This is a genomic window from Burkholderia sp. IDO3, from assembly GCF_003366075.1.
GTDB classification, from domain to species: Bacteria; Pseudomonadota; Gammaproteobacteria; order Burkholderiales; family Burkholderiaceae; genus Burkholderia; species Burkholderia anthina.
On record NZ_CP028964.1, the window covers coordinates 800,590 to 823,822 of the forward strand.

The window sequence follows — 23,233 nt, forward strand, 5'->3', positions numbered from 1 at the left end:
TCTCGTCGTTCGTTGAAATTGGAAATTGTCGAAATCGGCGCCACGTTCGCCGATGATCATTTGTCCGGCAGCGCGGCGGTGGTTTCCCGGCGCAAACGCAAACTGCCCAGCAGCAACACGAGCTGCGCGATGAACCACGCGTAAAACGCAATCCCGAAGCTGGAAATCGGCGTCGCGTCCGCTTCGTTGAAGTACCACTTCGTCGTGAACAGCGAACACAGTGCGCATGCGAGCGCCGCAGCCGAGAACATGCTTGCGCGGGCGTATCGGTTTCGCACGAGCTGAACGGCCGCGACCATATAGAGCGGATTGGCGAGCCATGCAGGATTCAACATGAACAGCCCCCACCATCCCTGGACGAGCACCGACATCCCGCTCAGCGGCGCTTCCTTTTCGAAATACATCGCCGGCGTCATCAGCGAGAGGACGTACAGCACTCCGGACACGCCGAGAACCGTCTCTCGCCTGACACGCGGCGTCGAGTCAAAGGCGCGCATCATTGTCGGATCGCGCGATCAATCAGTCTGGCCGGCCGGCGTCACGACCTTTTCGCCACGCGCCCGCATCGCCGCGCGTTGCGCCTTCGGGTCCAGCGGCGGCCACGGCGCGCCGGCCGAAACGATCTTGCGGCGGATCTCCTCGATGCGCGTGCGTGCAGGCGAATCCGCGGTAGTGTGGTTCTTCAACTCGTTCTGCAACACCCACCCGTACGATATGCCGAGCTGGCTGGCGATCTTCGGATCCGCGCCGTGCGCGAGCAGATAGTCGACAACGTCCCATTGCTGGATCATCGTCGCCTCGAAGAGCGCCGTCTTGCCCAGCGAGTCGCGGGCATTCACGTTCGCCTTGTGCTCGATCAGCAACTTCAACTGCGGCAGCAGCCTGTTCTCGGACACCGCGAAAATCATCGGCGTGTCGCCGTTGTACAGCCAGTTGGGATCGAGCCCGCTGTTCAGCAGCACGCGCAGCAGGTTCGGCGTGTCGGCGCGCAGCGCAACATCGGCGACCGATCCGCCGTTGGCGCCGACCGGCGCCTTGGGATCGGCACCATTCTTCAGGAGTACGGAAATGATCTGGTAGCGCGGATTCGACGCATCGTTCTTGACCGGAACGATTTCCTGCACGGCATACGACAGCAGCGTCGTATTCTTCGCGCCCGGCGCATTCAGGTCCGTCTTCGGTGCGAGTTGTTGCACACGGGCAAGATCGCCGTCATGAATGGCCTGAGCCAACGTGAGTTGCTGCCCCGAAAAGAAATCTTCCGGTGCGTAACGTTTGAAGCCGGTCATGTTCGTCCCTTGGGCTTGAGTGGGCCACCAAAGCGGCGAGGTCACTCCAACGAGTGCGGCAAGCGCGCCGGCGGCAAATGCTTTTTTGTATCGCATCAGTGAGATGAATTCAGTTGGGAGACGAGGTCGAGTTGATCCTTCGCGACCTGCTGGTTGATCCCGTTCGTCACGTCACCCATCAGGTGACGGCCGACCGTGGTCACGCTCTCGCCATCGAGCGTAACGGGGCTGCCAACCGCCTTGGGCATCAGCGCCGCCGTACCGTCGCTGATCGGCCCGAGTCGGCCTTCTTGCAGCCCGGTCAGGATATCGCCGTCAACGCGATAGGCCGTGATGTTGGCCGCCTGGGCGGTCCCGCCGTATTGCGCGACGGTCTCCGGATTGAGGCCGGCGGCATTGAAGGTCACGGCGGAACCGCCGCTGGCCTCGGCTGCAGCGGACGCCAGGCCGCCACCTAGCGAATGTCCGGTGAAATCGACGCCGGACGACGCGCCGGTGGTCTCGATGTTCTTCCCGATCGTGACCGCATTGCGATAATACGGCGCGTCCGCGCCAAGTCCTTGCGCCATGTTGTTGCTCATGTCTTCGCCGAAGAGTTGCTGCGTCCCCTTGAACGCAACCGTCGGCTTCATGCTGTCGCCGAAGACATTCGGATCCGGGACATACATCTGCGACCCGAAGTTGCTGCCGCTTTTCTCGAAATCGCTCGGCTTGAGGCCGAACGCCTTCAACGCTTCCGGATCGTTGGACGCCATCTTCCACCCGGTCGGCGGCGGATCGTTCGGGTGATACACGTGATCCGCGAGTTTCGCCAGTTGCTGCGCCTTCAGCGAGCTCGCCAGCTTGGCCGCCGCCGCACGCGTCGCGGGATCGGGGCTCGCCAGCCCCTTCGCGATCGTCGCCTGCTCGGCCGCCCACTCGAGCGCGAGCGCCTGTTCGGCGGACTGCGCACTGCCGCGATTCAGATGGATGACCGGTCCGTCGAGGTAGATGCCGTTCGCGTTGATGACGATCGTTGACGGACCGAATGTCAGCTTGATGCTGTCCGGCGTCATCGTCACGACGCCGTCCCCCACACGATGCTCGATGCCGTCGCTCGCCTGATGGCTTTGCATGCCGGGCCCGGCCTTGCTCGCGATGGCCTTCGTGTTGATCACGTTCGCCGTGGTGTCGCGAGTCAGTGCGATGGTTTCCTTCAACCCGCCCTGCGCGATCTGCTTCGTCTCGCTGCCCTTGAGCAGCGACACCGTGCGTGCGCCGGCTTCGACCGTGTGCGTTTCCGCATCCTTGATGAGCGTGTTCATGTCTTTCTGCGCATGCAGAAAAACTTCCTGGGCACCATTCACGTCGGAGAACCGCAGTTCGTTCGAACCCGCGCCCTTGTGCGTCTGGCTCTTGATCCCCATCGTCTGCCCGGCGGCGCCGTGGTAAGGATTGCCCTGCTCGCCGTTGTAGACACGGCCCACAATGACCGGATTGTCGGGGTCCCCCTGATTAAACGCGACCAAGACCTCCTGGTTGATCCGTGGAATCGCGGCCGCGCCCCACCCGTCACCCGCCCACGGTTGGGATACACGGATCCACATCGAATCCGAGCCGTCCAGCTTGCCGCGGCGATCCCACAGGAAGTGCACCTTCACGGCACTCCCGTTGGTGTGAATTTCTTCACCCTTTGGCCCGACGACAATTGCCGACTGCGTGCCATGAATGACGGGCTTCGGGGTATTTCTGGGCGAACGATACGGAAACTTCTTCGGGAGCAGCCCAAATGTATTGCGGTACGGCAGTTTTGCACTGTGTTCCGTGTAGTCGTTCACCGCCTCGTGACGAACGTGCAGAATTGCGTATTCCTGATTATTGGCCATGACAGGATGGTTCGTCACCGTCACGCTGCCTGCAGACGTCATCCGCCATGCATAGCCGCTTCCCGTATAGCGATGCGCGCTCGCTTCTTCCGCCTGCATCGCAATGCGTGCGTAGCGATCGCCATCATCGCCGTGGTCGAACAACGACTGGTGTTCGAAACGCTCCGTTGTCTCGAGTCCCGCATGCCGGAGATTCTCCGGCTCGGCCTGGGCCAGCATCAACGGCGACGACGGGTTCTGGTGATTGAAGTCACGAAAGGCGATCTTGCCGACGCCAAAGCGTCGCCCTTCGTGCAACTGGTCGATACCGTTGTCTTCGCTCGCTGCGGTGGCTGCATACGGCAAATTGGCCAACCCGTCGATCGGGCGGAAAATGAAATTCGTATCACCGATGACAAGGAAGTGCTTTTCCTTCTCGTAGCGGTGCGTCCAGATCAGGCCTTCCTGCTCCATCAGCCGAGCACAGAAGTTGTAATACGACTCCTGGTACATCACGATGTATTCGAGCGGCTTCTGCGCGGTCCGAATGTCGAACTCGAAATCGGTGAACCCGTGATCCTGGAAAATCTCGGTGAGAATGTCCTGAGCGGTCTTGTTCTGGAAAATCCGGCAGTCGGTCGAGCGCGTCAGAAACCAGAACCACGGCGCCACCGTCATTTGATATTGAGTCACTTTACCCGGGTTGCCGGCCCGGTCGAACGACGTGACGTAGCCGTCGAAGTAGCGGATGCCGTCGGCACCGCCTGACGAGACGATGCGTTCCAGTGTCGACTGCCGTGCGCTCTGGTCGAAGCGAATCTTGATCGGTTGGCCGATCAGGTCATCAGGCGCAAGATCATGCTGGTGCGACAGCAAATCGAGGTGGATTTCCGGCAACCGATTGACGTGCTCGTCGATGACCGCGGTGCTGACCAGCAGCACGTCCGAACCGAGTGGCGTGTCGATGGTAACGTACCGATTTAGCTGAGTCAGTCGAGCGGCGCCGCCGGCCGCATTGTTAAGCGCCTCCGCAATCGCGGCCGGCGTTTTGTTCATCAGCGAGAAGCCGGTCTGCGCAAGCTGGACGGCGCGTTGCACGGTGTCGATATGACTGGCGACGCCGGCGAGCGGGCCGATCTGGCCTGCAACCGTGGACGCAACCGGCCCGGCAAGGCCACCGAGCGCGCTCAGCGAGCCCAACAGATTCCCGCCGGAACCGGCCGGAATACCGCCATTCGGGGCGAAACTCATTTGAATTCCCTTTATTCTCGTCTCAGGTCCTGTCCCCAACTGGCACACCAGCGCGAGGCCCCGCTACTGTAGGACAAAACGTTTGCGAACGAAAGATACCTGCAATTTCTTTACAATTCCCTTTCCATCGTCTGACCTGTCCATCAATCGACTGTCAAGTAAGCGGCTGGCTACCCGTGCAAGGTTCGCCGCGTCGCAACACCGCCCCCGTCTCGCCGGAGACCAACACGATCTGTACGAAGCTGGTAACTGGCACGTACGGAGAAAAAAGTCGATCCATCACGCGTCCCAAACCGTCGAGACTGAATTGGACGAAACGCTGCTCGTCAATCACGAGCCGGATCTCCAGTCCCTGCACGAACGCTGAAGCAGGTTTTCCCGGCATCCAGCGCCGAACCCGCTCCGCTGAGAGAGATAGCAGCGCATCGAATCGGCGCCCGCCGTCAGGAGCAAACATTCCGAAACGGGTGCACAGCTGCTTGAACTTCGTGAGGCTATCGGCATTCAACCGTACTGCCTGCGGAACCAGCCATGACAGCAATTCCCAGAGTTCACCTCGACGAAAAACCGGCGCGGGACTGGCGCTTGGTTGATCCAGCAACTCGATCTCGTCAACGGTGTCCCCATCGCGCACGGCCAGTTGCCGCTCGCGCATGGCGGCCAAATTGCCATTCGTGCAAGACAGCACGATGTCGAGCCGGTGCTGAGCGGCAGGATCGACAGGCTCGCCGCGGGCGTTCACGAGCGCGAGCTCCAAGCCAAGCCAGGCGCTGCGGTTGGCTCCAGTTGCCCGTTCGTGCGTTGCTTCCTGCCCGGGTTTGGGTGGTTCGGCTGGCGGTTTCGGCGCGCGCCGGGCTTCGTCTCGCAAGACGACCCAATACAGGCCTGGCACTGCGTCAAGCGCATGCTGGAGAGATTCGAAGGGCGGCAGAATTGCGCCGCCCTCAGCGGTCGTCAAGCGAACCTGATCGACCGACCAGACCTCGGTTGTACCGGCGGACTTGAGCGAAAACGGTTTCAAGCCGTAATACGCCAACCCAGCCTTCGTTTCGATCGGTTCGGCGTTGCTCGAGAACAGGTTGACGACGGGCGTGCAAAACAACCGGAGATTGTCGGCCGACGCTACGGCCAATCGTTGAGCACGACGCGAATCGGGATGGATACCGGCGAGCGCCAAATGCACCGTGATCCGACGCGCGCCAGCCGCCAACCGTTTCAACCGTGCCAGGTTCAGATCGAGGCTGTCGAATCGGGCAGGAAAGCCGCCATATTCCATCAGCAGATGAAACGGCGCAATCGTGTTGTCGCGAGGCGGCGGGAGCAGCGTATCCGCATCATCGAATCCTGCGGCCGCCAGCGGCATGTCCACTCGGTTCCACCGTCCGTTGTCGTCCAGTTCAATGAAGGCGCGCGCCGAGTGCATCAGCACGCCGTCGGCAAGCGCGGCCGCGACCTCCCGCTCTCCCGCCAAATGCAGCCGCAGCATGTCCGGCGCGATGGCGAACTGGACTGACGGTGAAGTGAGTTCGAGGGTGAAAGACAGAATGCCAGTGGTGTCAGGCGGCAGTGGCGCTTGCATCGGCGCGACGGTCGACGTCGCGTAACGTACGGCAGAGATGGTCAACGGCACCAGCGTAACGTCGGCGGCGGTGCAGAACACCAGTCGGGAATTCGGTGCGACCAATGGCGTACCGCGTGGAACCAGCCGCGGCTCAGTCAGCTTGCCGTCGCGGTTCCCGCGAAACTGGGCCATCGCACACGATGGAAACGGCCGCAGGAAAGCGCCGTGGATCGTGTCAATCAATGCGTGCGTAAACTCCGGCACCTCATCCTCGAGCCGGATGTCGTGCCGGGCGGACATCAACGCGAACGATTGCAGCAGCCGTTCAACGTGCGGGTCATCCGAGTGCTCGCCGGACATCGCAAGGCGAGCTGCGATTTTTGGGTAAAGGTCGGCGAATGCGCGCGTCGAGCGGCGCAGCAGACCTAACTCACGCTCAAAATGCGGTAGAAGATCCTCGGGTTCGATGGCCATACACTTTTCAGACGGTCGCACCGATTGGGTTATCGGTACCGTGCTCATGGATAGACGCCGCGATTTTAACCGGACGTCGATCCTCCTTGGCTTGAATTCATCGAGTCAGGCGCAGATCAAACACATCGCCTGTAATACGCGAGTCATGAGGAATCCAAATGTCATGACGCGAGGGCCGCAACTATTGCCCTCGCAACAGCCCTCCGGGCCTCGGGAGTTGGATTCTTTTTTCGACCGGCCGCATACACGGCGTCGCCCGGCAGCCGCCAAATCCATTAGTCGCCGTCACCTCGCGGCTGTCGCGCGCCCGATCAAGCCTCCAGGAGGCCGCGCGCTCGCCTCACGATGCTAACCTCTGTTCTAGAACAAATCGGCCACGACGGATTCGAGCGCGCACTCCGTGTCTCCATCGATTCTCGCGGTCTCCAGCCGAATGCCCGGCGCATGCGCACGCACGTGGGCCAGCATGCTCGGCAGCAGCGTGATGTGACTCGCATCGGTCATGCAAATGTGAAAGCGGCGCTTCGCCGTGGCCGGATCGAACGAAATCTCCCACGCCAAAAACCGGCGAAGCGACTCCAGGATCTCCCTGCACGGTCCGATCACCGCGTCCGCCTGAGGCGCCGGCGTCATCCCGCCCGGCGTGTGGACGAACAGCGGATTCTGCAGAGGTTCGCGCAACGCCCCAGCCAGATGCCGATCGTGGACTGGTTCTATCCGAGCTACTCGGCAGCGCGCGTGACGCTGCACACGTCATACAGCAGATCGAAGTGTCGCAGCCGCTTCAGATCGGGTAGCTCCACCGTGTTCACGTCGGTATTGTCGAACGCAATGCCCTCATTGTATTCATTGATGAGTTCGACGACGAGCCCGTCGGGCAGACGCAACCAGTTGCGTCCCTGCGGCAGTTCGGTGACACCAAACGCTTGCGCGGCGGCGATCGCCGCTTCGAGGTCTTCGCACATCACGCCGGGATACGCGAGCCGGCCTTCGGTGCCTTCATGCCGCGGCGCGCTGATGAACTGCAGACCGCCCCGCGTCCAGTACTGACGCGGCGCCTCGCGCATGCCGTCGATTTCTCGCATCGCCATGCCGAGCACGTGTTCGAGATAGGCTTTCGGTGCGCTCATGCCGTTCGCCCCGCCGCACGACCGCGCCGTTGACGAAGTCGATTTCGGTGACCGACGACTTCTCGAGGCTTTGCAGCATCGAGGTTTCGAATGCGGGTGAAAGGCCCTCGGTGGCCATGTTCCGGGCGTCTTCGGCGTTGTCGATGGAAAGCGTGATGCCGGCGGCTTTCGCGACGGTCATCGCTTCGTCGATGGCCGCAAGCGAGGCGGCCTTCAAAACGGGCTCGTCGTAGAGCTGGCCGTAGGTGACGCGGGTGATGCCCGTGATCGCGCCGGTCGCGACGTTGATGAGCAGTTTGTCCCACACCGTGCCGACAATGTTGTCGCTGACGGTGGTCGTCAGGCCGGCTCTGTTGAACGCATCCGCAATCGCTTGCGCGCGGCGCGTGATGCGGCCGTCGAGTTCGCCGATGCCCCACCAAACAGGCTCACCGCATTCCGACTCGCCTGCTGCATACACACGACCGGTGAGGACTTTCCCGGCTGTCCCGGTCAATATTGAGACGATAGAATTTCCACGGTGCCCACACCGAAACCCAACTGCGTCCAGCGGACCGCGACAGGTTCGTGGCGCGATTTCAGTCCTGAATCAGGATATCGAACTACCCGCCCCACTTTACCGAAAAAGCAGCACCGACACAGGAAGCGCACATGGACAGCCGTCGATCGAGTTCCCCTCTTCGCGACCCCGAGCCCAGAATCTACGTCGTGGACGACGACGAAGCGGTACGCGTGTCGCTGCGCTGGCTGCTCGAATCGGTCGGACACCGGGTGGACGTGTTCTCGAACGGGCGCGAATTTCTGTCCGGCGCCGATCCGGAGATCCCCGGCTGCCTGCTGCTCGACATTCGCATGCCGTACATGGGCGGATTCGAATTGCAGGAAAGCATGCGCGCCGCCGGATTCCGGCTTCCGATCATCTTCCTGACCGCGCATGGCGACATCCCGATGACCGTTCGCGCGATGAAGGGCGGCGCCTACGATTTTCTTGAAAAGCCTTATAACGACCAGGATCTGATCGACAAGGTCGCCGATGCGCTGAAGGTGGGCCTGCGCGAATACCGGCAGGCCCAGGCGGACAACCAGACGCAAGACCTGCTCAAGCAGTTGTCGGCACGCGAACGCGAGGTGTTCGACCTGCTGATCGAGGGCAAGGCATCAAAAGTGATCGCCGCCGAACTGAACATCAGCTACAAGACGGTCGAAGTGCATCGCGCACACATCCGCGAGAAGCTCGGCGCAACGTCGCTCGCCGAACTCGTGCGGCTCGGGATGCGCGGCACGACGCAGCACGAAGAGTGACCTGCGGCCGATCCGGCCTGCGCCCGTGCATCGGCACAGGCGCAAGCCGGATGCCGTACCGGTCAGCCCTCGATCTGCCCGCGCACCAGTTTCATGCGCTTGAGCATGCCGACGCGCAGCACCGGATACAACACGAACGACGTGATCAGCGACGTAAAGAACTCGATCGGCACGACCCGTTCCAGCACGTAGTGCGCCAGCACGAAACCCGCCGCAACCGTCACGACGCCGGCCCAGTTGATCTCCTCCGCCGCCGGCGCCGAGAAGCCCGATATGCGGCTGACGAGCAGATAGTCGGCGATGATGATTCCGGCGAAACCGGTGGTCAGCACGCCCAGCACCGTGATGAACGAGTTGAACCATGTGAGGATCGAACCGACGAGCATCAGACAGGCCAGCACGTTGGCCAGCACGACGAACGTCAGCCGGCCCGGCCGCCAGTCGAACAGCACGTCCGCGAGATTGGTCAGCGAAAGCGACGCGCTGTACGTATTGAGCACCTGCGCCTTCGACTGGGCGAACACCATCAGCAACGTGCCGAGCAAGCCGCCGAACACGATGAACGCGACGGCGACGCTGTCGGGACTTTGCAGCGCGAGCGTCCGCGCGGCCGCCTCGGTCATGCCACCGGCCTTCATGTGATGGGCGACGATCTGGTCCATGCCCGCGTACATCACGATCCCGCCGACGGCGACCATCACGACATCCATGAACAGGTTGCCGATCACCGCGGCAATCGCGATGTCGCGCGACGATTTCGCATAGCGCCCGAGATCGGCGTCGATCAGCGCCAGCGCGCCGGCCGATCCGATCATCACGTTCACGCAGAAACTGAACTTGCCGGCGTCGGTGTCCGCCCCGAGTGCGCGCAGCGCGTCCATCGGCATCTGCGCGCCGAACTGCGTGACCGACGCCCACGATTGTCCGGACCCTGTGATGACCTCCACCATCATGTAGACGAGCACGGCGACGAACGCGAGCAGCGCCAGTGACGACACGCGTGCAACCAGCCTGAAACCGAAGGCCGTCAGCAGGATCCATGCGACCGACAACGCGCCATACACGACGATGCGCATTTCCAGCGTGTCGGGCCGGTCGAGGTAGAACAGGAAGCCCTTGTAGAGCAGTGCGTTTTCGAGGGCGATGAATCCGGTGATCATGAAGCCGAACACGAGCGCGAGCAGTGCCGAGCCGCGCGGCCCGAGGCCGTGCTGGCGCGACAACACGGTGCTCGACAGCCCGGTGCGGTACGCGATATGGCCGGCGCCCCAGCCGAGCAGCGCGCCGGCGACGGCCACGAATACGCCGGCGAACAGCCCGATCCGGATGCCGGCGACGAACGTGACGAGCGCGCCGACGAACAACTGGATCAGCGTGGTGACGATGCCCGCGGTACTCCACGACAACTGCAGCCAGTTCTGGCGCTCGTTGTCGGGCACGGCCTCCAGCGCATGATCGTCGGTACGCGAAGTGAGATTGGATTCGCTATGCATGATGACGTCCTCGAGGCTCAGAAAAGGTGGCGCATGCCGATGCGCACGGCCGTCTGGTTGCCGCCGGCGGCAGGCGCCGACAGCCCGGATATCCACGCGTTCGCATCGGCATTTCCGCTCGCGCGCTGATAGACGAGATTCGTGTAGATATCGGTACGCTTCGACAGCCAGTAGTCGAGCGTCACGCCGAACTGATGCGCCTTGTTGTTGCCGAGTTTCGCGTTGCCCTTCATGTACTGGTAGTCGCCATGCACGATCGTGAACGGTGAAAACATGTAGTCGATGCCGGCCTGATACACATCCACGTGTGCGTTGCTGAACGTGTTGCGCGTGTTGGTATACATCGCATCGAGCTGCAGCTTGCCGATCGTGTATCGACCGCCGAACCCCCAGTTTCGGATGCCGTCGCGTCCGTTGTTGATCGTTGGATCCTTCGCATAGGTGTAGGCCGCATTCAGCCCGAGCGGTCCGTTCGCATAGTTGATGCCCGCGCTGATCGTACTGTCGGTCCCGAACGAGCCCGCGACGCCGCCGAAGCCGTACATCACGCCCGCATCGAGCCCGCGGTAGTCCGGGGTCTCGTACTTCACCGCATTGGCGACCCGGAACGCGCCGGCGACGCGGTTGAAATCGAGGCCGCCGTACGGCGTGCCGAGCCCCTGGAACGGCCCCTGCTGCAGGTTGTACAGGCTGACGTAGCCGAGCGACTGACCGAGACGCTTCGCGGACAGCGACTCGAACATGAACTCGTACTGGTTGCCGAACGTCAGCGTGCCCCACGGGCTTGCCAGTCCGACATACGTCTGCCGGCCGAACGCACCGCCGCCGATCGACTGGCCGTTCTCGAGGCCGAATTGCCCTTCCAGCTTGAAGATCGCCTTGAGCCCGCCGCCCAGATCCTCGCTGCCTTGCAGGCCGAACAGATTGGGAACCTGCATCCCGGTCGACATCACCGTGTTGCGGCTCCCGCCCTGATTGCTGATGAAGGTCACGCCGGCATCCAGCACGCCGTACAACGTGACGCTGCTTTGTGCGGCGGCCACCAGCGGTACGCCCATGACGGCCATCGCCATCCATCCGGTTTTCTTCACTGTGTGTCTCCCGTGGTTTCGGTAGTTCGAGTCATGCCTGCAGACGCTTGCCGGAAACGGCCGGCCCGATGCATCGACGCACGGGCCATCCCGATCACGAATTCGGCGAATTCGCATCGACTCCAAGTTAAGAAGCCGAAATTGCCGCCGACATTCGGTCGCGCACGTAAGAAACTAGATGGGAATACTTATTTGTCTTCCGATTCGATGTGACGGTCGAGCGGTGCCGCGCCGCACGAAAAAAAGCCGCGTCTGCACGCGGCCGGATGAAGCGCCCTGTCGTCGCGGCACAGCCGACCGGGTCAGGAGGACGGACGAGGCAACCACGCTGCATCGTGCCGATGAATGAGGCGCAGATCGAGCAACACATGCCGGAAGCGCCACCGCCCTTCGTCGATCGCGACACGGCTGTCATACTCGCCGCCGATCCAGTGGGCGGCCGGCGGCTCGGCATCGTCACGGCCCTGGCGGATCTGCGCCAGCTCCCACAAATGCCATCGGCATCGCCCGCTCAGCAGCGTCTCGTCGATCTCGATCACCGGCGCGGTCATGTAATGCAGGCTCCAGACGATCTGCTCGCTGCCGATTCGCGCGAGTTGCTCCGTAATGACGTCGCGGCCCTCGTGACGCCCGAAGCCGTTGGCCTCCCACACCGCGTCGCGACTGAAGAGCGGCGCCATCAACGCCGCATCGTTGCGGCGGTCGGCCCCATATGCGTAGCGGCCGACGAGCTGGCCGACCTCGGCGATGGCCTCGAGCCGTGCAATGCGCCGAGCGAGTGTCGATGCGGCCATCGGCCGGTCTCCTTGCAGGAATGCGCCCGATGTCCAGCCGGACACCGGGCAGGCTTCGGCAGTTCAGAGCCGTGCGTCGCCGTGCTCGGCGACGAAGCGCGCTTCATCGAAGCTGTACGGCACCTTGGGATCGCCGCCATACAGTTCGATGTGCGGTGCGACCTCGGCGAGCGACAGCGCCAGCGCGAGCAATCGCGCGGCGTCCGCGGGCAATTCGCCGATCGGATAGCGGTCGAGGTACGTCAGGATCGATGGCAACCGGGGCAGCATGTTGTCGTAGAAGTAGCGCAGCTCGCCGCGCGACGACCCGATGCGGCGCTGCTGCCGTTCGTTCTGGGTCGGGAGGGCCCACGCCGCGACGAGCGGCTCGAGCATGTCGAATTCCTTCGGAAGCAGATTGTCCATTGCGTGCGTCTCCGTCATTGTTCCATGTAGTGTTCGAGGACCTTGTACCCGTGTCGCAGCAGGATTTCCTCGTCCTGCAGGAACATGTGCTGCTTCGCGCCGGACGCGAGCGCGGCATGCGTATCTTCCATCGTCGCCGTATCCTCGAGCCACGCGTTGCGCTGCAGCACCTGGGCGAACTCGACGGCCCAGCGCTCGCTGTTGGTCTTCGGCGGCTTCACGTAGTACTTGCCCTCCCACAGCGTCTTGTCGTGCGACAGCGGCCAGAACTGATGGGTGAACCAGATACCCTCGGAGATGTGGATCAGGATGTTCGGGAACACGACGCTCAGTTCGAACGAGAAGTCGCCGCGGCGCTCGGGGTTCACGCCCGGCGGCAGCATCGACGAGCCGCGTTGCGCGACCAGCGACGCGCCCGTGATGTCGTTCGCGATACCGGCGACCGGCGTCGGCGTGGCATTGAGCGTCAGGCAAATGCCCGTGGTGCGATGCTCGTCGAACAGCGCGACGTCGGTCAGCCCGCTCGAAAACACGTTCGGAAACGAGCCGGCGTGGATGGTCGACACGTGATAGGCCTCGGAGAATGCGTCGAGCGCGATCTTCCAGTTGCAGTCGAGCACCGTGTTGTAGCTGAAGCACTGGCTCATCTCGTGAAACGGATAACCCGCGAGATGATGCCCGAGGCCGCCGAGATAGTCGGGCAGCGAGCGCTCCGGCTCCGCGGCCAGGTTGATGAAGATGAAGCCCTCCCACACCTCCGTATGGACCGGCGTCAGCCCGCTCGACGCCTTGTCGAAGCACGACGGAAAGCGCTCTTCCTCGGGCACCTGCACGAGCTTGCCCTGGCCGTCGTAGACCCAGCCGTGGAACCGGCACGTGACGACCGCCGCCTTGTTGCGGCCGAAGGTCTCCTCGCCGTGCTCGACGACGACCTTGTTGCCGCGGTGCGAGCAGGTGTTGTGAAAGCCGCGGATCCTGCCGTCCTTGCCGTGCATCAGGATCACCGACGTCTTTGCGAAATGGATCTTCTTGACCTTGTAGTCGCCGACCTTCGGAATGTCCTCGATGCGCCCGACCTTCAGCCAGGTCTTCGAAAACACGCGCTCTTTTTCGCGTTCGTAGAATGCCGGCGATACGCAAGGTTCGACAGGAATCGGCTCCGTGCCGAGTTCCGGATACTTGGCCGCCCATCTCAGGGTATTGGTGGTGGTGTCCATCGCTGCTCCTCTCAATGAATTGATTCGCCATCCTCTATTGTGTCGACCCGCACGCGGTTCAGATCCGGTGGTGCGCGCCGCCGTCGAGTCCGTATTGCGCACGCGCCAGGTGCGCGATGCCGATCCGTTCGAGAATCGGCATCGGGCACAGGAACGTGACCCGCACGACGCCCGGCAGGCGGCTGATCTCGATCGAGCCCGCGATCGTCGCGCGGTTGAGGATCTCGTCGTACGGCAGCCCCGTGACATTCGCCGCGCGCTGCAGACCGTTCTTCGTCGCGTCGTTGAGCGTGGTTCCCGAGCCGATGAAGGTGATCGGCGCGTTCTCCTCGATCTCGCGCTGCCCGTAGCGTTCCGCGAGCGCCGCGACATGCGCGCGCTGTGCCGCCGTCATCGGCCGCGCCATCGGCGGCAGGTCGTCCGGTCGCTGCAACAGGATCGGCCCGTCGAGCGTCAGGCCCTTGATCACTTCGACCTGCAGCTCGACCTCGCCCGCGACGTCGGTCGCATGGCCGGCAATCTCGCCATTGCCCTGCTGGGCATGCATGTCGCCCATGTACACGCCGGCGCCCCGCACCTTGACGGGGCAGATCAGGATCGCGCCCTCGCGCACGCTGTTGGTATCCATGTGGCCGTCGGTCTTGTTCGCATCGAGCGTTTCGCGCGACATGCCGAACGCGTGCGGCGCATCGATCAGGAACGCGCCGAAATCGCCCGCGTTGTGCGAGTCCGGCATGTCGACCGACGGGATCGTGCCGATGTTGCCGAGAAACGGCTGCATGTGCGCCGCCAGCCCGCTCATGTCGGCGCGTGCAAGCGACAGGATCGAATGCTGTTCGGACGACGCCGGCAGGCGCGCCATCTTCCCCGGCATCCCGGCGATACGCTGCGCGGCCGCCTTGTCGACGGTCAGCGACACGCGGTGCTCGCGGTCGAGCGCGATCACGTAGCCGTGGCTGAAGCGGAACGCATTGACCTCGGCGCCGCAAACGCTGCAGTGGATCGCGTCGTCGCCGGTGCCCTCGACGTGACTCGGCGGGCTGTCGGTGCCGCAGGTCGTGCACCGCTTCGCGACGAACGGGTCGCCGACGTAGCGGCCTTCGACGAACGCCATCACGCCCGACGACGTCGCGAGCGACGTCACGTCGCAACGCAGGATCTTCAGTGCCACGGCGTCGCCGATTTCAGCGCCGTCGACGGCGACCGGCTGCGTGACTTCGTGCCCGCCCTGGAAGATCGGCGTGATCATCGGCCCCCAGCAGCCGGGCGGCGTACCCGTCACGATGCGCCCGCCGTTGCTGACCGGGCCGAGCATGGTCAGACGCGGCCCGATGACGCCGCGCGTATACGTGCCGACCTCGACGACGTCCTGCGGTTCGGCCGAAGGGGAATGGCTCATCAATGTCTCCTCGCTCGAATGCGGAACGGGACTGCGCGCCACGTCTTCCGCTTCATGTTGATCAGTGCACTCAAGCGTAAGGAAATCGCGTGCCGGCCGTTATCCGGTCGGTCAATTAGCACATTAGGTGATAACACTTAACGGCCTGTCGGCACGCGAGCCGCGCGCTGTCGCGGTGCTATGCTGACAGCCGGATTTCCCCGGGGCGCCCCGTCATGCATTCCGTCAGTCAATTGAGCCGGACCAACTACCAGGAAGTCTTCGTCTACGCGAACGACATCATGGTGATCCACGACATGGACAGCGGGGAAATCCTCGAGGCCAATCGCAAGGCATGCGAAATGTACGGACACACGATCGACGAATTGCGCGGGATGTCGATCGGCGAGCTGACCCGGAATCATTATCCGTACGACACCGAAGGCGGGCTGAGGCGCGTGTGGGAGGCGCGCGATTCCGGCGATACCGTGATCTTCGAATGGGTGATCCGCAATGCGCAGGGCCGCGAAACGCCGGTCGAGGTGAGTCTGAAGCGCATCACGCTGAACGGGATCGACCGCGTGATCGCGATGGCGCGCGACATCACCGAGCGCAAGGAAGCGCACGCCGCGCTCAAGGAACGCGAGCGGTATTACCGCAAGCTGATCGAGCGTTCATCGGACGGCATTGCGATCCTGTCCGCCGACGGCATCGTCCGCTTCCTCGGGCCGTCGATCCATGCGCTGCTCGGTGTCCCCGCGCGGGCACTGATCGGCCGGCCCGTCTATGCCTTCATCGCGCCGGAAAACGTCGAACCGGTGCGCGATACGTTGCGCGCGCTGGCACCGGGCGCGAGCGCCAACCTCGGCTACCGGATCCAGCACCGCAACGGCACGTGGCGAATCCACGAGGCGCGCTGCCGGAACCTGCTCGACGATCCGGCCGTCAACGGGATCCTGGTCAATTTCCGCGACGTCACCGAACGCGTCCGGGCCGAGGAAACCGCCCGTGCCCGCGCACTCGAACTCAGCCGGATCTCGCGCATCTCGACGACCGGCGAGATGGCCACCGCGCTCGCGCACGAACTGAACCAGCCGTTCTTCGCGATCGTCAACTTCGTTGCGGGGTGCCGCCGGCGCATCCAGTCCGGCAATTTCTCGGCCGACGATCTGCTGCACGCACTGGAGCTCGCGCAGCACGAAGCCGAGCGAGCCGGCCGCATCATCAACAAGGTACGCGAATTCACGTGCAACCGGACCTATCAGCGCCAGGTGATCGACATACGCACGCTGGTGCAGGACATCGCCGACCTGATCGCGCTGCGCGCGCGGCAAAGCGACGTGACGGTCGCGTACGAACTCGACGACGCGCCATGCGAAATCGAATGCGACGACGTGCTGATCCAGCAGGTCGTGATCAACCTGGCGGTCAACGGGATCGAGGCAATGTCGGGCATCCCGCTCGAGCGCCGCGAGCTGCGCATCTCGGTCGCGAGGCGCACCAACGGCAATGTTCAGATCACCGTGTCCGATACCGGCCCCGGCCTGCCGCGCGTGAGTCCGGACCGCATCTTCGCGTCGTTCTTCTCGACCAAGCACGCGGGCCTCGGGCTCGGGCTGTCGCTTTGCCACTCGATCGTCGATACGCATGGCGGACATCTGTGGGTCACGAGCGCGGAAGGCGCTCCCGGCACGCGTTTCCACGTCATGCTGCAACGCACGGCCGGTAGCGCATAGCGCGCCGTGCCGGCGCGCGGCGGCGATAAGCGAAAACCTGTATTCGTTAAGCAGTCGATCCAATTTACCCGTCCCACCGCCGTCAGTACCCTGAAGCCATGACGTTCCGCAGGCAGCGGAACCGGCGCGACATCGCGCGCCGGTTCATGGACGTCGACAACCAGGGAACACGATCATGACGGTAGCCGAACATACGATCCATTTTCTTTGCCGCACGTCGGACGTGCCGCATGGATGCGCAAAGCGCGTCGAACTCGCCGGCCGCGCGCCTGTCGCGGTCTTCAACCTCGACGGCCGGTTTCATGTGACCGACGACACCTGCACGCACGGCGAAGCGTCGCTGTGCGACGGCGAAATCGATGGCGAAGTCGTCGAGTGCCCGTTCCATCAGGGCGCCTTCGACATTCGCACCGGCAAGGCCGTCGGTGCGCCCTGCATCGTCGACCTGAAGACGTATGCAGTCGTCGTCGAAGACGACGCGGTCGGCATTCGCATCGCCGATTGACGGAGGACGACCCATGCCGGAGATCCTTCTCGACGGATCGGCACACAGCTTTGCGTGCGATCCCGACGATACGGTGCTTGGCGCCGGCCTGCGGGCCGGCCTGGGCATGCCGTACGAATGCACCGCGGGCGCCTGCGGAACCTGCAAGTTCGAATTGCTCGAAGGCAGCGTCCACGTGCTGTGGGAAGACGCGCCCGGGCTGTCGGCACGCGATCGCGCGAAAGGCCGCCAGCTGGCATGCCAGTGCCGCCCGACGAGCGACTGTCGCATCAAGGTCCGGCTCGACGATGCCTGTCGCGCCGCGCAGCCGCCGCGCAAGCAGATCGCGACCTTGATCGCGACTGACGAAGTCACGCACGACATCCGCGAGTTCCGCTTCCGCACCGATGCACCCGCCGTCTTTCGTCCGGGACAATTCGCGACGCTGCAACTGCCCGGCATCGCCGGCACACGCGCGTACTCGATGGCGAACCTGCCGAACGACGACGGCGACTGGCATTTCCAGGTGCGCCGGGTCGAGCGTGGCGCCGGGTCCGCGGCGCTGTTCGACCGTGTGAAGCCGGGCGAGCGCGTGATGCTCGACGGCCCGTACGGGATGGCCTTCCTGCGGCCGGAACCGGCCCGCGACGTCGTGTGCGTCGCAGGCGGTTCGGGGCTCGCGCCGATGCTGTCGATCGCACGCGGCATGGCCCACGCCGGCATGCTCGGCGCGCGCCGTCTGCATTTCTTCTATGGCGCACGCACGCCGCGCGACGTATGCGGCGACGCGCAACTGCGCGCGCTGCCCGGCTACGGCGAGCATCTCGTGTTCCATCCGGCAGTCTCGTCGTCCGACGGCGCCGATGGCTGGTCGGGACGTACCGGCTTCGTGCACGAATACGTCGAGGACGTTCTCGGTGCGCGTCTTGCCGACCACGAGTACTACATGGCCGGCCCGCCGCCGATGATCCAGGCGATGCAGGCCGTGCTGCACGCGCGGCACGGCGTACCCGTGTCGCAAGTGCACTTCGACCGGTTCTTTTGACCCGCTCCCTTCACGTTACAGGTGGCGCACCATGACCCTCACCGATGCCGTCGGCCTGGTCGCCGGAATACTGACGACCGTTTCGTTCGTACCTCAGGTCGTCAAGATCCGGCGTTCGCGCTCCGCGCGCGACATCTCCTACACGATGTACGCGTGCTTCATCGCCGGCGTCAGCCTGTGGCTGTACTACGGCATCGCGATCGGCGCATTGCCGGTCGCGCTGAACAATGCGGTCGTGCTGCTGCTCGCCGTCACGATCATCGTGCTGAAATACCGCGCGGAAGCACGGCCCGCAGCCCGCGAATCGGGAGATTGATATCGGAAAAGGAAGAAAGGGCGTCGGTCGCGATACCGCCGACCGACGCCCTTTCCGTTCAGATGGCCGGCGTCATCAGTTCGCCGATCGGCGACAAACCCTGCTCGGGGCCCATCGCCGAATAGCCGCCGTCGACGGCCAGATTCGCACCGGTGATGAACGACGCCTTGTCGGAGACGAGGAACAGCACCGCGTCGGCAACCTCCTCCGGCTCTCCGATGCGGCCAAGCATGTGGAATTTCCGCGCGACCGCGTTGGTCCGGTGCTTGTCACCGCCCGATATCGCGTCGAGCACACCGGACCACGTCCATCCCGGCGACACCGCATTCACGCGGATATTGTCGCGCGCCAGATCCAGCGCCTGGCTGCGCGTCAGTTGCAGGATCGCCGCCTTGCTGGCGGGATACAGCCAGCGGCCTGCCTGCGCCGCGGACGCGCTCGTCGAACCGAAGTTCACGACCGCACCGCCGCCCGCCTCGCACATGAACGGATGCGCAGCCTGCAACAGCAGGCACGCGCCGATCACGTTGACGTCGAACGCCGCATGCCATTGCGCGCGCGTCGACGACAGCGCATCGTCGACATACGCGCACGCGACATTGACCAGCATGTCGATCCGCCCGAACCGCGCATGCGTCGCGTGCACGCATCCGCGAATGGCCGCATCGTCGGCGAGATCGGTCTCGATGAACGCCGCGCGCGCGCCCAGCGAATCGGCCAGCGCGCGACCACGCGCGACGTCGATGTCTGCCACGGCGACGTTCGCACCGGCGTTACCGAGTGCGCGCGCGACCGCCGCGCCGATCAATGTCGCGCCGCCCGTGACGATCGCGGTTTTTCCTTCGATGCCCCAGACTGTCGATGGATTCATGTCAGCGTTCCTGTCGGTTCGTGTCCAGTTCGCGCAACGCGCCCATGCAGAACACCAGCGGCACCTGCTCACGCCAGCGGAAGCGATTGACGCGCCCGATGAAGATCGCGTGGTCGCCGCCCGCGTGCACGATCTCGTTCTCGCATTCGAACTGCGCGAGCGCGCCCGAGATCAGCGGCACGCCGCCCTGCCCGTCGACCGTATCGACGCCGGAAAAGCGATCGTCGATCGGCGTTGCGAAGCGTGTGCAGATCGCCTGCTGCGAGCCGGCCAGCACGTTGACCGCAAAGAAGCGGCAATGCTCGAACGCGCTCAGGCTCGGCGAGCGGCGCGCCAGACTCCACAGGATCAGCGGCGGATCGATCGATACCGACGAAAACGAGTTCGCGGTCAGGCCGATCCGGCGGCCGTCTCCGTCCACCGTCGTGACGACCGTCACGCCCGTCGCGAAGCAGCCGAGCGCGCGCCGGAAATCGCCTGGCGCCTGCGGAATCTCGTGATGATGGTGCCACGCGTGCTCGACGATGTCGTGGTCATGCCGCATCGCATGCCACCCGCTCCGCGACGAAGCGCTGTGCCTCGGGCAAATCGGCGATCCACGGCCAGAACTCGCGCGGGCGCTGGAAGCAGCGCACGAAGTCATCCGCCACCGCCCGCTGGGTCGACGCCGCGCGCAACACGTGCATCACCGCGTCGCCCGGCGGTTCGAGCAGCGCATTCGTGAAGGCCGTCGTATAGCGGGCCGACTCGTCCCAGAACGTGTCGAAGGTCTGCTGCATCCAGTCGGCGTCGAACGGTTCGCGACCGTGCACGTCGATCGCTTTCATCAGATGATCCGCCATCCGCGATGCATTGTTCGCCCCCTGACCGGCAATCGGATCATTCAGGCATACCGTGTCGCCGACGCCCATCACGATGCGCCCGGATGCGAGGCGGCCGACCGGATGGCGCACGGTCGGCGTGAACGCGCCCTTGAGCCACGCGTTCGGATCGGTCAACTGCGCATCGTCGAGCAGGCTGGCGTCCTCCGGCGCGAAGTCGCGCAGCACGCCGCGGGCGATTTCGAGCAGTTCGTTGCCGTCCGTCGCGGCCTGGAAGCGATCCATGTCGCCACCCGGACGCGCTTCGAACAGAAAGCTCCGGCATTCGCCGACAGCATGCGAATAGAACGGCAGCGAGAAGAATTCGCCGACACCGAAGATGAAATTGAACCGCAGCGGCCGGAAGTCGGCCTTCGGCCACGGACGATCGCCGACGATCTGCGGCCCCTTGAGCAGCATCGCCGCAAGATTGCGCGGCGGCTTGTCGTGCGCGCTGCGCGCGGCGTCGCGCGCGAACAGCGCATTGATCGCGCCCTTGCCGGACGCGATCAATGTCAGGTCGTTGGCGCCGGCGATATCGTCCAGCTCGTCGATATCGACTGCTCGAAACACGAGGGTGCCGCCGCGCCGTTCGAATTCCTGGGTCCAGCGCGCAAATTTCGTGCGCTGGTCGATCGCCTGCCCCGACCGGTCGTGCAACCGCCCCTTGACCGTCATCACGCTTGCGCCGGACGGTTCCCGAAAATCGACGAGCATCCCCTCGCCGGCAGGTGCGACGTCCTCCCAGAAATTCAGGCCGAGGCGGCGCTCCCAGTCCAGCGTTTCGTTGAACAGAAACGCGGTGCTCGGGATCTTGCCCGCCAGCAGTTGATCCGGCGTGCGGTCCGTATACACCGTGACCTCATGCCCGCGGTCGAGCAAACCGAATGCCAGATGAAACCCGGCCTGCCCGCCTCCTACGATTCCGATCTTTCTCACGTTCACGCCTCCTGTTTGTTGGGGTTATGCGTAGCGTAGGAGGCTGAACAGGGTCGGTAAATTCGCTCGGCTACTTACGAACGTAGATGGAAGCACTTATGCGACGGCGCGGGGGGGCAGTAGCCGTCCCGTTGCCCGGGTTGGCAGTTCGAGCGCCGTGCTGGTCTCCCGGAGCGAACCGGCTCTGGCCCGGCAACCCTTTTTATCTCTCGGTCGTCGCTTTGCTGCGGCTGCTCGCCTGCGTTCGGCTCCGCTGCTTGCCGCTTGAGCGGCTAACCGGACACTTCTTCCAGCGTGCTCCCGCGAGTTTCGATCCCGAAGAACATCACGACCAGCGCAGCCACGACGAAGCAGGCCGCACCGAAGACGAACACGCCGTCGTACTTCCAGGCAGGAAGAATCAGACCGACTATCGTCGGTCCGGCCAGCGCGCCAATTCGTCCAGCGAACGAGGCGAAGCCGCAGCCGGAAGCCCTTGCTCTCGAAGGATACAACTCGGGCGTATAGGTATACAGGACAGCCCACATGCCGAAGGCGAAGAACTGCATCAGTGCGCCAACCGCCACCAGTACGGACTGTTGGAGACCGACGTGCGAAATGCGACCGAACGCGAAGATCATGACAGCGGCACCCACCAAGGTGATGACGCAGGTTGTCTTGCGCCCCCATCGTTCAACCGCCCATGCCGCCCAGAGAAATCCGGGTACCCCGCCAAGCGAGATGTAGATCGTGAAAAGAACGGACCTCGTCACCGCGAGCCCGGATTGCTGAAGCAGTGCGCCAAGCCAGGTGTTCAATCCATAGAAACCGAGGAGTGCGAAGAACCAAAGCGAGCCGATCGTCAAGGTCCTTTGTCGATAACCCCGCGACCACAGTACCCTGATCCCCTGTTCGTTACGCACTTCGGCCACCATCGGCAGTGCCTCGGGCAGTGCCGGCAAACCCAGACGCGACATCACCGAGCGCTCGATCCGGTCGACGATTTCGCCTGCTTCCAGATAACGCCCCCGCGATTCAAGCCAACGGGGCGACTCGGGAACATACCGCCGGACCACAAACAGAAATATTGCCGGGATCGCTTCGATCAGAAACAGGGTTCTCCAGCCGTATGCATCCAATACGAAGTACGAGAGCAAGCCGGCGGAGATGAATGCAAGCGGCCAGTTTCCGTCCATCATCGCGAGATAGCGGCCCCGCGACCTGGCCGGGATGAACTCGGACAGCAGCGTCTGGGCGAGCGGAAGCTCCATCCCCATTCCGATGCCGAGTACCAGCCGGAAGATGCCCAAGGACGTCGCATTCGTGGCGCTGGCGCAGAGCAAGCTGCCGATGCCCCACACGATCATGCTGACCTGAAACACCGGTTTGCGTCCGAACCGGTCCGCGGCTGCGCCCGAGCACAATGCGCCTGCCGCCATCCCTGCAAAGCTCGCGCTGCCCAGCATGCCTGCCTCCGCGCTGCTCAGACCGAACTCGTTCTTGATGGAACCGAGCACAAACGTCATGGTGGCAAGGTCGACGTTGTCGAAGAAGAACGCCAGCGCGATGACTAAGAACAGCATGCGGTGGTAGCCACAAACGGGCAGCCGCTCCAGCCGGCTTGCCGCATTTGCGCCGCCCACTTCCAATCCGGTCATCTTCATACGTGTCTCCAGTTTCCTTGGGTCGATTGAAAAGTGTCGACACCGCCTTGACGGTGTCGACGCGCTCACTATCGAACTCCAAAAGACCCACGACTCACGTGAAGATGTCG

At 63.7% G+C, this 23,233-nt stretch carries 19 protein-coding genes and 3 pseudogenes; 5 read left to right on the forward strand and 17 right to left on the reverse strand.

Annotation, left to right across the window (positions count from 1 at the left end; all coding sequences use genetic code 11):
- Positions 1-56: 56 nt before the first annotated feature.
- The 7 genes and pseudogenes from DCN14_RS35325 to DCN14_RS35355 all read right to left on the reverse strand — a co-directional run.
- Positions 57-500 carry a hypothetical protein gene (locus DCN14_RS35325; RefSeq protein WP_096504724.1) on the reverse strand — a complete coding sequence of 148 codons (444 nt, stop codon included), beginning with the start codon at positions 498-500 and terminating at the stop codon, positions 57-59.
- A gap of 15 nt (positions 501-515) precedes the next feature.
- The gene (locus tag DCN14_RS35330; RefSeq protein ID WP_096504726.1) at positions 516-1,385 is read right to left on the reverse strand and encodes an ankyrin repeat domain-containing protein; all 870 of its coding nucleotides are present in this window, start codon (positions 1,383-1,385) and stop codon (positions 516-518) included.
- Positions 1,385-4,384 carry a type VI secretion system tip protein TssI/VgrG gene (tssI, locus tag DCN14_RS35335; RefSeq protein WP_096504728.1) on the reverse strand — a complete coding sequence of 1,000 codons (3,000 nt, stop codon included), beginning with the start codon at positions 4,382-4,384 and terminating at the stop codon, positions 1,385-1,387. Before tssI ends, DCN14_RS35330 begins: the two co-directional genes overlap by 1 nt.
- A gap of 154 nt (positions 4,385-4,538) precedes the next feature.
- Complete coding sequence (gene tssF / locus DCN14_RS35340; RefSeq protein WP_096504730.1) at positions 4,539-6,419, reverse strand: type VI secretion system baseplate subunit TssF; 1,881 nt, start codon at positions 6,417-6,419, stop codon at positions 4,539-4,541.
- A gap of 366 nt (positions 6,420-6,785) precedes the next feature.
- Positions 6,786-7,231, reverse strand: a pseudogene (locus DCN14_RS35345) (LysR family transcriptional regulator); the annotation flags it as partial.
- A 39-nt stretch (positions 7,232-7,270) separates the two neighbouring features.
- Positions 7,271-7,549: pseudogene (locus DCN14_RS35350) on the reverse strand (VOC family protein); the annotation flags it as partial.
- 1 nt (position 7,550) lies between these two features.
- A pseudogene (locus tag DCN14_RS35355) lies at positions 7,551-7,961 on the reverse strand (ketopantoate reductase C-terminal domain-containing protein); the annotation flags it as partial.
- A gap of 296 nt (positions 7,962-8,257) precedes the next feature.
- Between DCN14_RS35355 and DCN14_RS35360 the strand changes: the two are divergent.
- Positions 8,258-8,851: a response regulator gene (locus tag DCN14_RS35360; protein ID WP_240327469.1), complete on the forward strand. Its 594-nt coding sequence runs from the start codon at positions 8,258-8,260 to the stop codon at positions 8,849-8,851.
- 62 nt (positions 8,852-8,913) lie between these two features.
- Here the strand turns inward: DCN14_RS35360 and DCN14_RS35365 are convergent, their stop codons facing one another.
- The 6 genes from DCN14_RS35365 to DCN14_RS35390 form a co-directional block, all read right to left on the reverse strand.
- A complete protein-coding gene (locus DCN14_RS35365; protein WP_096504734.1) occupies positions 8,914-10,344 on the reverse strand; it encodes a purine-cytosine permease-like transporter in 1,431 nt (476 codons plus the stop codon).
- Between the two features lie 17 nt (positions 10,345-10,361).
- A complete protein-coding gene (locus DCN14_RS35370) occupies positions 10,362-11,435 on the reverse strand; it encodes a porin (RefSeq protein WP_240327471.1) in 1,074 nt (357 codons plus the stop codon).
- Positions 11,436-11,737: 302 nt separating this feature from the next.
- Positions 11,738-12,229, reverse strand: a complete 492-nt coding sequence (locus DCN14_RS35375; protein WP_096504738.1) for a nuclear transport factor 2 family protein — start codon at positions 12,227-12,229, stop codon at positions 11,738-11,740.
- Between the two features lie 63 nt (positions 12,230-12,292).
- Positions 12,293-12,634 (reverse strand): hypothetical protein, encoded by a 342-nt coding sequence (locus DCN14_RS35380; protein ID WP_096504740.1) that lies wholly within the window; start codon positions 12,632-12,634, stop codon positions 12,293-12,295.
- Between the two features lie 14 nt (positions 12,635-12,648).
- The gene (locus tag DCN14_RS35385; RefSeq protein ID WP_096504742.1) at positions 12,649-13,851 is read right to left on the reverse strand and encodes an aromatic ring-hydroxylating dioxygenase subunit alpha; all 1,203 of its coding nucleotides are present in this window, start codon (positions 13,849-13,851) and stop codon (positions 12,649-12,651) included.
- Between the two features lie 58 nt (positions 13,852-13,909).
- Positions 13,910-15,250, reverse strand: coding sequence for an acetamidase/formamidase family protein (locus DCN14_RS35390; protein ID WP_096504744.1), 1,341 nt, complete (start codon positions 15,248-15,250; stop codon positions 13,910-13,912).
- 215 nt (positions 15,251-15,465) lie between these two features.
- On the opposite strand from DCN14_RS35390, the gene DCN14_RS35395 reads away from it, so the two are divergent.
- From DCN14_RS35395 to DCN14_RS35410, 4 genes are all read left to right on the forward strand, one after another.
- Entirely contained in the window at positions 15,466-16,965 is a 1,500-nt protein-coding gene (locus DCN14_RS35395) for a PAS domain S-box protein (protein ID WP_096504746.1), read from the forward strand.
- 175 nt (positions 16,966-17,140) lie between these two features.
- On the forward strand, positions 17,141-17,470 hold the full coding sequence (locus DCN14_RS35400; RefSeq protein ID WP_096504748.1) for a non-heme iron oxygenase ferredoxin subunit: 330 nt from the start codon (positions 17,141-17,143) through the stop codon (positions 17,468-17,470).
- A gap of 13 nt (positions 17,471-17,483) precedes the next feature.
- Positions 17,484-18,494 carry a 2Fe-2S iron-sulfur cluster-binding protein gene (locus tag DCN14_RS35405; RefSeq protein WP_096504750.1) on the forward strand — a complete coding sequence of 337 codons (1,011 nt, stop codon included), beginning with the start codon at positions 17,484-17,486 and terminating at the stop codon, positions 18,492-18,494.
- Between the two features lie 31 nt (positions 18,495-18,525).
- On the forward strand, positions 18,526-18,810 hold the full coding sequence (locus DCN14_RS35410; RefSeq protein ID WP_096504752.1) for a SemiSWEET transporter: 285 nt from the start codon (positions 18,526-18,528) through the stop codon (positions 18,808-18,810).
- Between the two features lie 58 nt (positions 18,811-18,868).
- On the opposite strand, the gene DCN14_RS35415 is transcribed toward DCN14_RS35410, so the two are convergent.
- The 4 genes from DCN14_RS35415 to DCN14_RS35430 form a co-directional block, all read right to left on the reverse strand.
- Entirely contained in the window at positions 18,869-19,681 is an 813-nt protein-coding gene (locus tag DCN14_RS35415) for an SDR family oxidoreductase (RefSeq protein WP_096504754.1), read from the reverse strand.
- Between the two features lies 1 nt (position 19,682).
- The gene (locus DCN14_RS35420) at positions 19,683-20,225 is read right to left on the reverse strand and encodes a flavin reductase family protein (RefSeq protein ID WP_096504756.1); all 543 of its coding nucleotides are present in this window, start codon (positions 20,223-20,225) and stop codon (positions 19,683-19,685) included.
- Positions 20,215-21,480: a styrene monooxygenase/indole monooxygenase family protein gene (locus DCN14_RS35425; RefSeq protein WP_143331675.1), complete on the reverse strand. Its 1,266-nt coding sequence runs from the start codon at positions 21,478-21,480 to the stop codon at positions 20,215-20,217. The genes DCN14_RS35420 and DCN14_RS35425 overlap by 11 nt, the downstream gene beginning before the upstream one ends.
- Before the next feature lie 272 nt (positions 21,481-21,752).
- Complete coding sequence (locus tag DCN14_RS35430; protein ID WP_096504760.1) at positions 21,753-23,123, reverse strand: MFS transporter; 1,371 nt, start codon at positions 23,121-23,123, stop codon at positions 21,753-21,755.
- Positions 23,124-23,233: the final 110 nt, after the last annotated feature.

Excerpts from the sequence above, each read along its gene's own strand:
- DCN14_RS35420 (WP_096504756.1), bottom strand. The coding sequence starts at position 20,225 with ATGCGGCATGACCACGACATCGTCGAGCACGCGTGGCACCATCATCAC.
- DCN14_RS35380 (WP_096504740.1), bottom strand. The coding sequence starts at position 12,634 with ATGGACAATCTGCTTCCGAAGGAATTCGACATGCTCGAGCCGCTCGTC.
- DCN14_RS35325 (WP_096504724.1), bottom strand. The coding sequence starts at position 500 with ATGATGCGCGCCTTTGACTCGACGCCGCGTGTCAGGCGAGAGACGGTT.
- DCN14_RS35330 (WP_096504726.1), bottom strand. The coding sequence starts at position 1,385 with ATGCGATACAAAAAAGCATTTGCCGCCGGCGCGCTTGCCGCACTCGTT.
- DCN14_RS35365 (WP_096504734.1), bottom strand. The coding sequence starts at position 10,344 with ATGCATAGCGAATCCAATCTCACTTCGCGTACCGACGATCATGCGCTG.
- tssF (WP_096504730.1), bottom strand. The coding sequence starts at position 6,419 with ATGGCCATCGAACCCGAGGATCTTCTACCGCATTTTGAGCGTGAGTTA.
- DCN14_RS35385 (WP_096504742.1), bottom strand. The coding sequence starts at position 13,851 with ATGGACACCACCACCAATACCCTGAGATGGGCGGCCAAGTATCCGGAA.
- DCN14_RS35430 (WP_096504760.1), bottom strand. The coding sequence starts at position 23,123 with ATGAAGATGACCGGATTGGAAGTGGGCGGCGCAAATGCGGCAAGCCGG.
- DCN14_RS35415 (WP_096504754.1), bottom strand. The coding sequence starts at position 19,681 with ATGAATCCATCGACAGTCTGGGGCATCGAAGGAAAAACCGCGATCGTC.
- DCN14_RS35410 (WP_096504752.1), top strand. The coding sequence starts at position 18,526 with ATGACCCTCACCGATGCCGTCGGCCTGGTCGCCGGAATACTGACGACC.
- DCN14_RS35375 (WP_096504738.1), bottom strand. The coding sequence starts at position 12,229 with ATGGCCGCATCGACACTCGCTCGGCGCATTGCACGGCTCGAGGCCATC.
- DCN14_RS35395 (WP_096504746.1), top strand. The coding sequence starts at position 15,466 with ATGCATTCCGTCAGTCAATTGAGCCGGACCAACTACCAGGAAGTCTTC.
- DCN14_RS35400 (WP_096504748.1), top strand. The coding sequence starts at position 17,141 with ATGACGGTAGCCGAACATACGATCCATTTTCTTTGCCGCACGTCGGAC.
- DCN14_RS35405 (WP_096504750.1), top strand. The coding sequence starts at position 17,484 with ATGCCGGAGATCCTTCTCGACGGATCGGCACACAGCTTTGCGTGCGAT.
- tssI (WP_096504728.1), bottom strand. The coding sequence starts at position 4,384 with ATGAGTTTCGCCCCGAATGGCGGTATTCCGGCCGGTTCCGGCGGGAAT.
- DCN14_RS35390 (WP_096504744.1), bottom strand. The coding sequence starts at position 15,250 with ATGAGCCATTCCCCTTCGGCCGAACCGCAGGACGTCGTCGAGGTCGGC.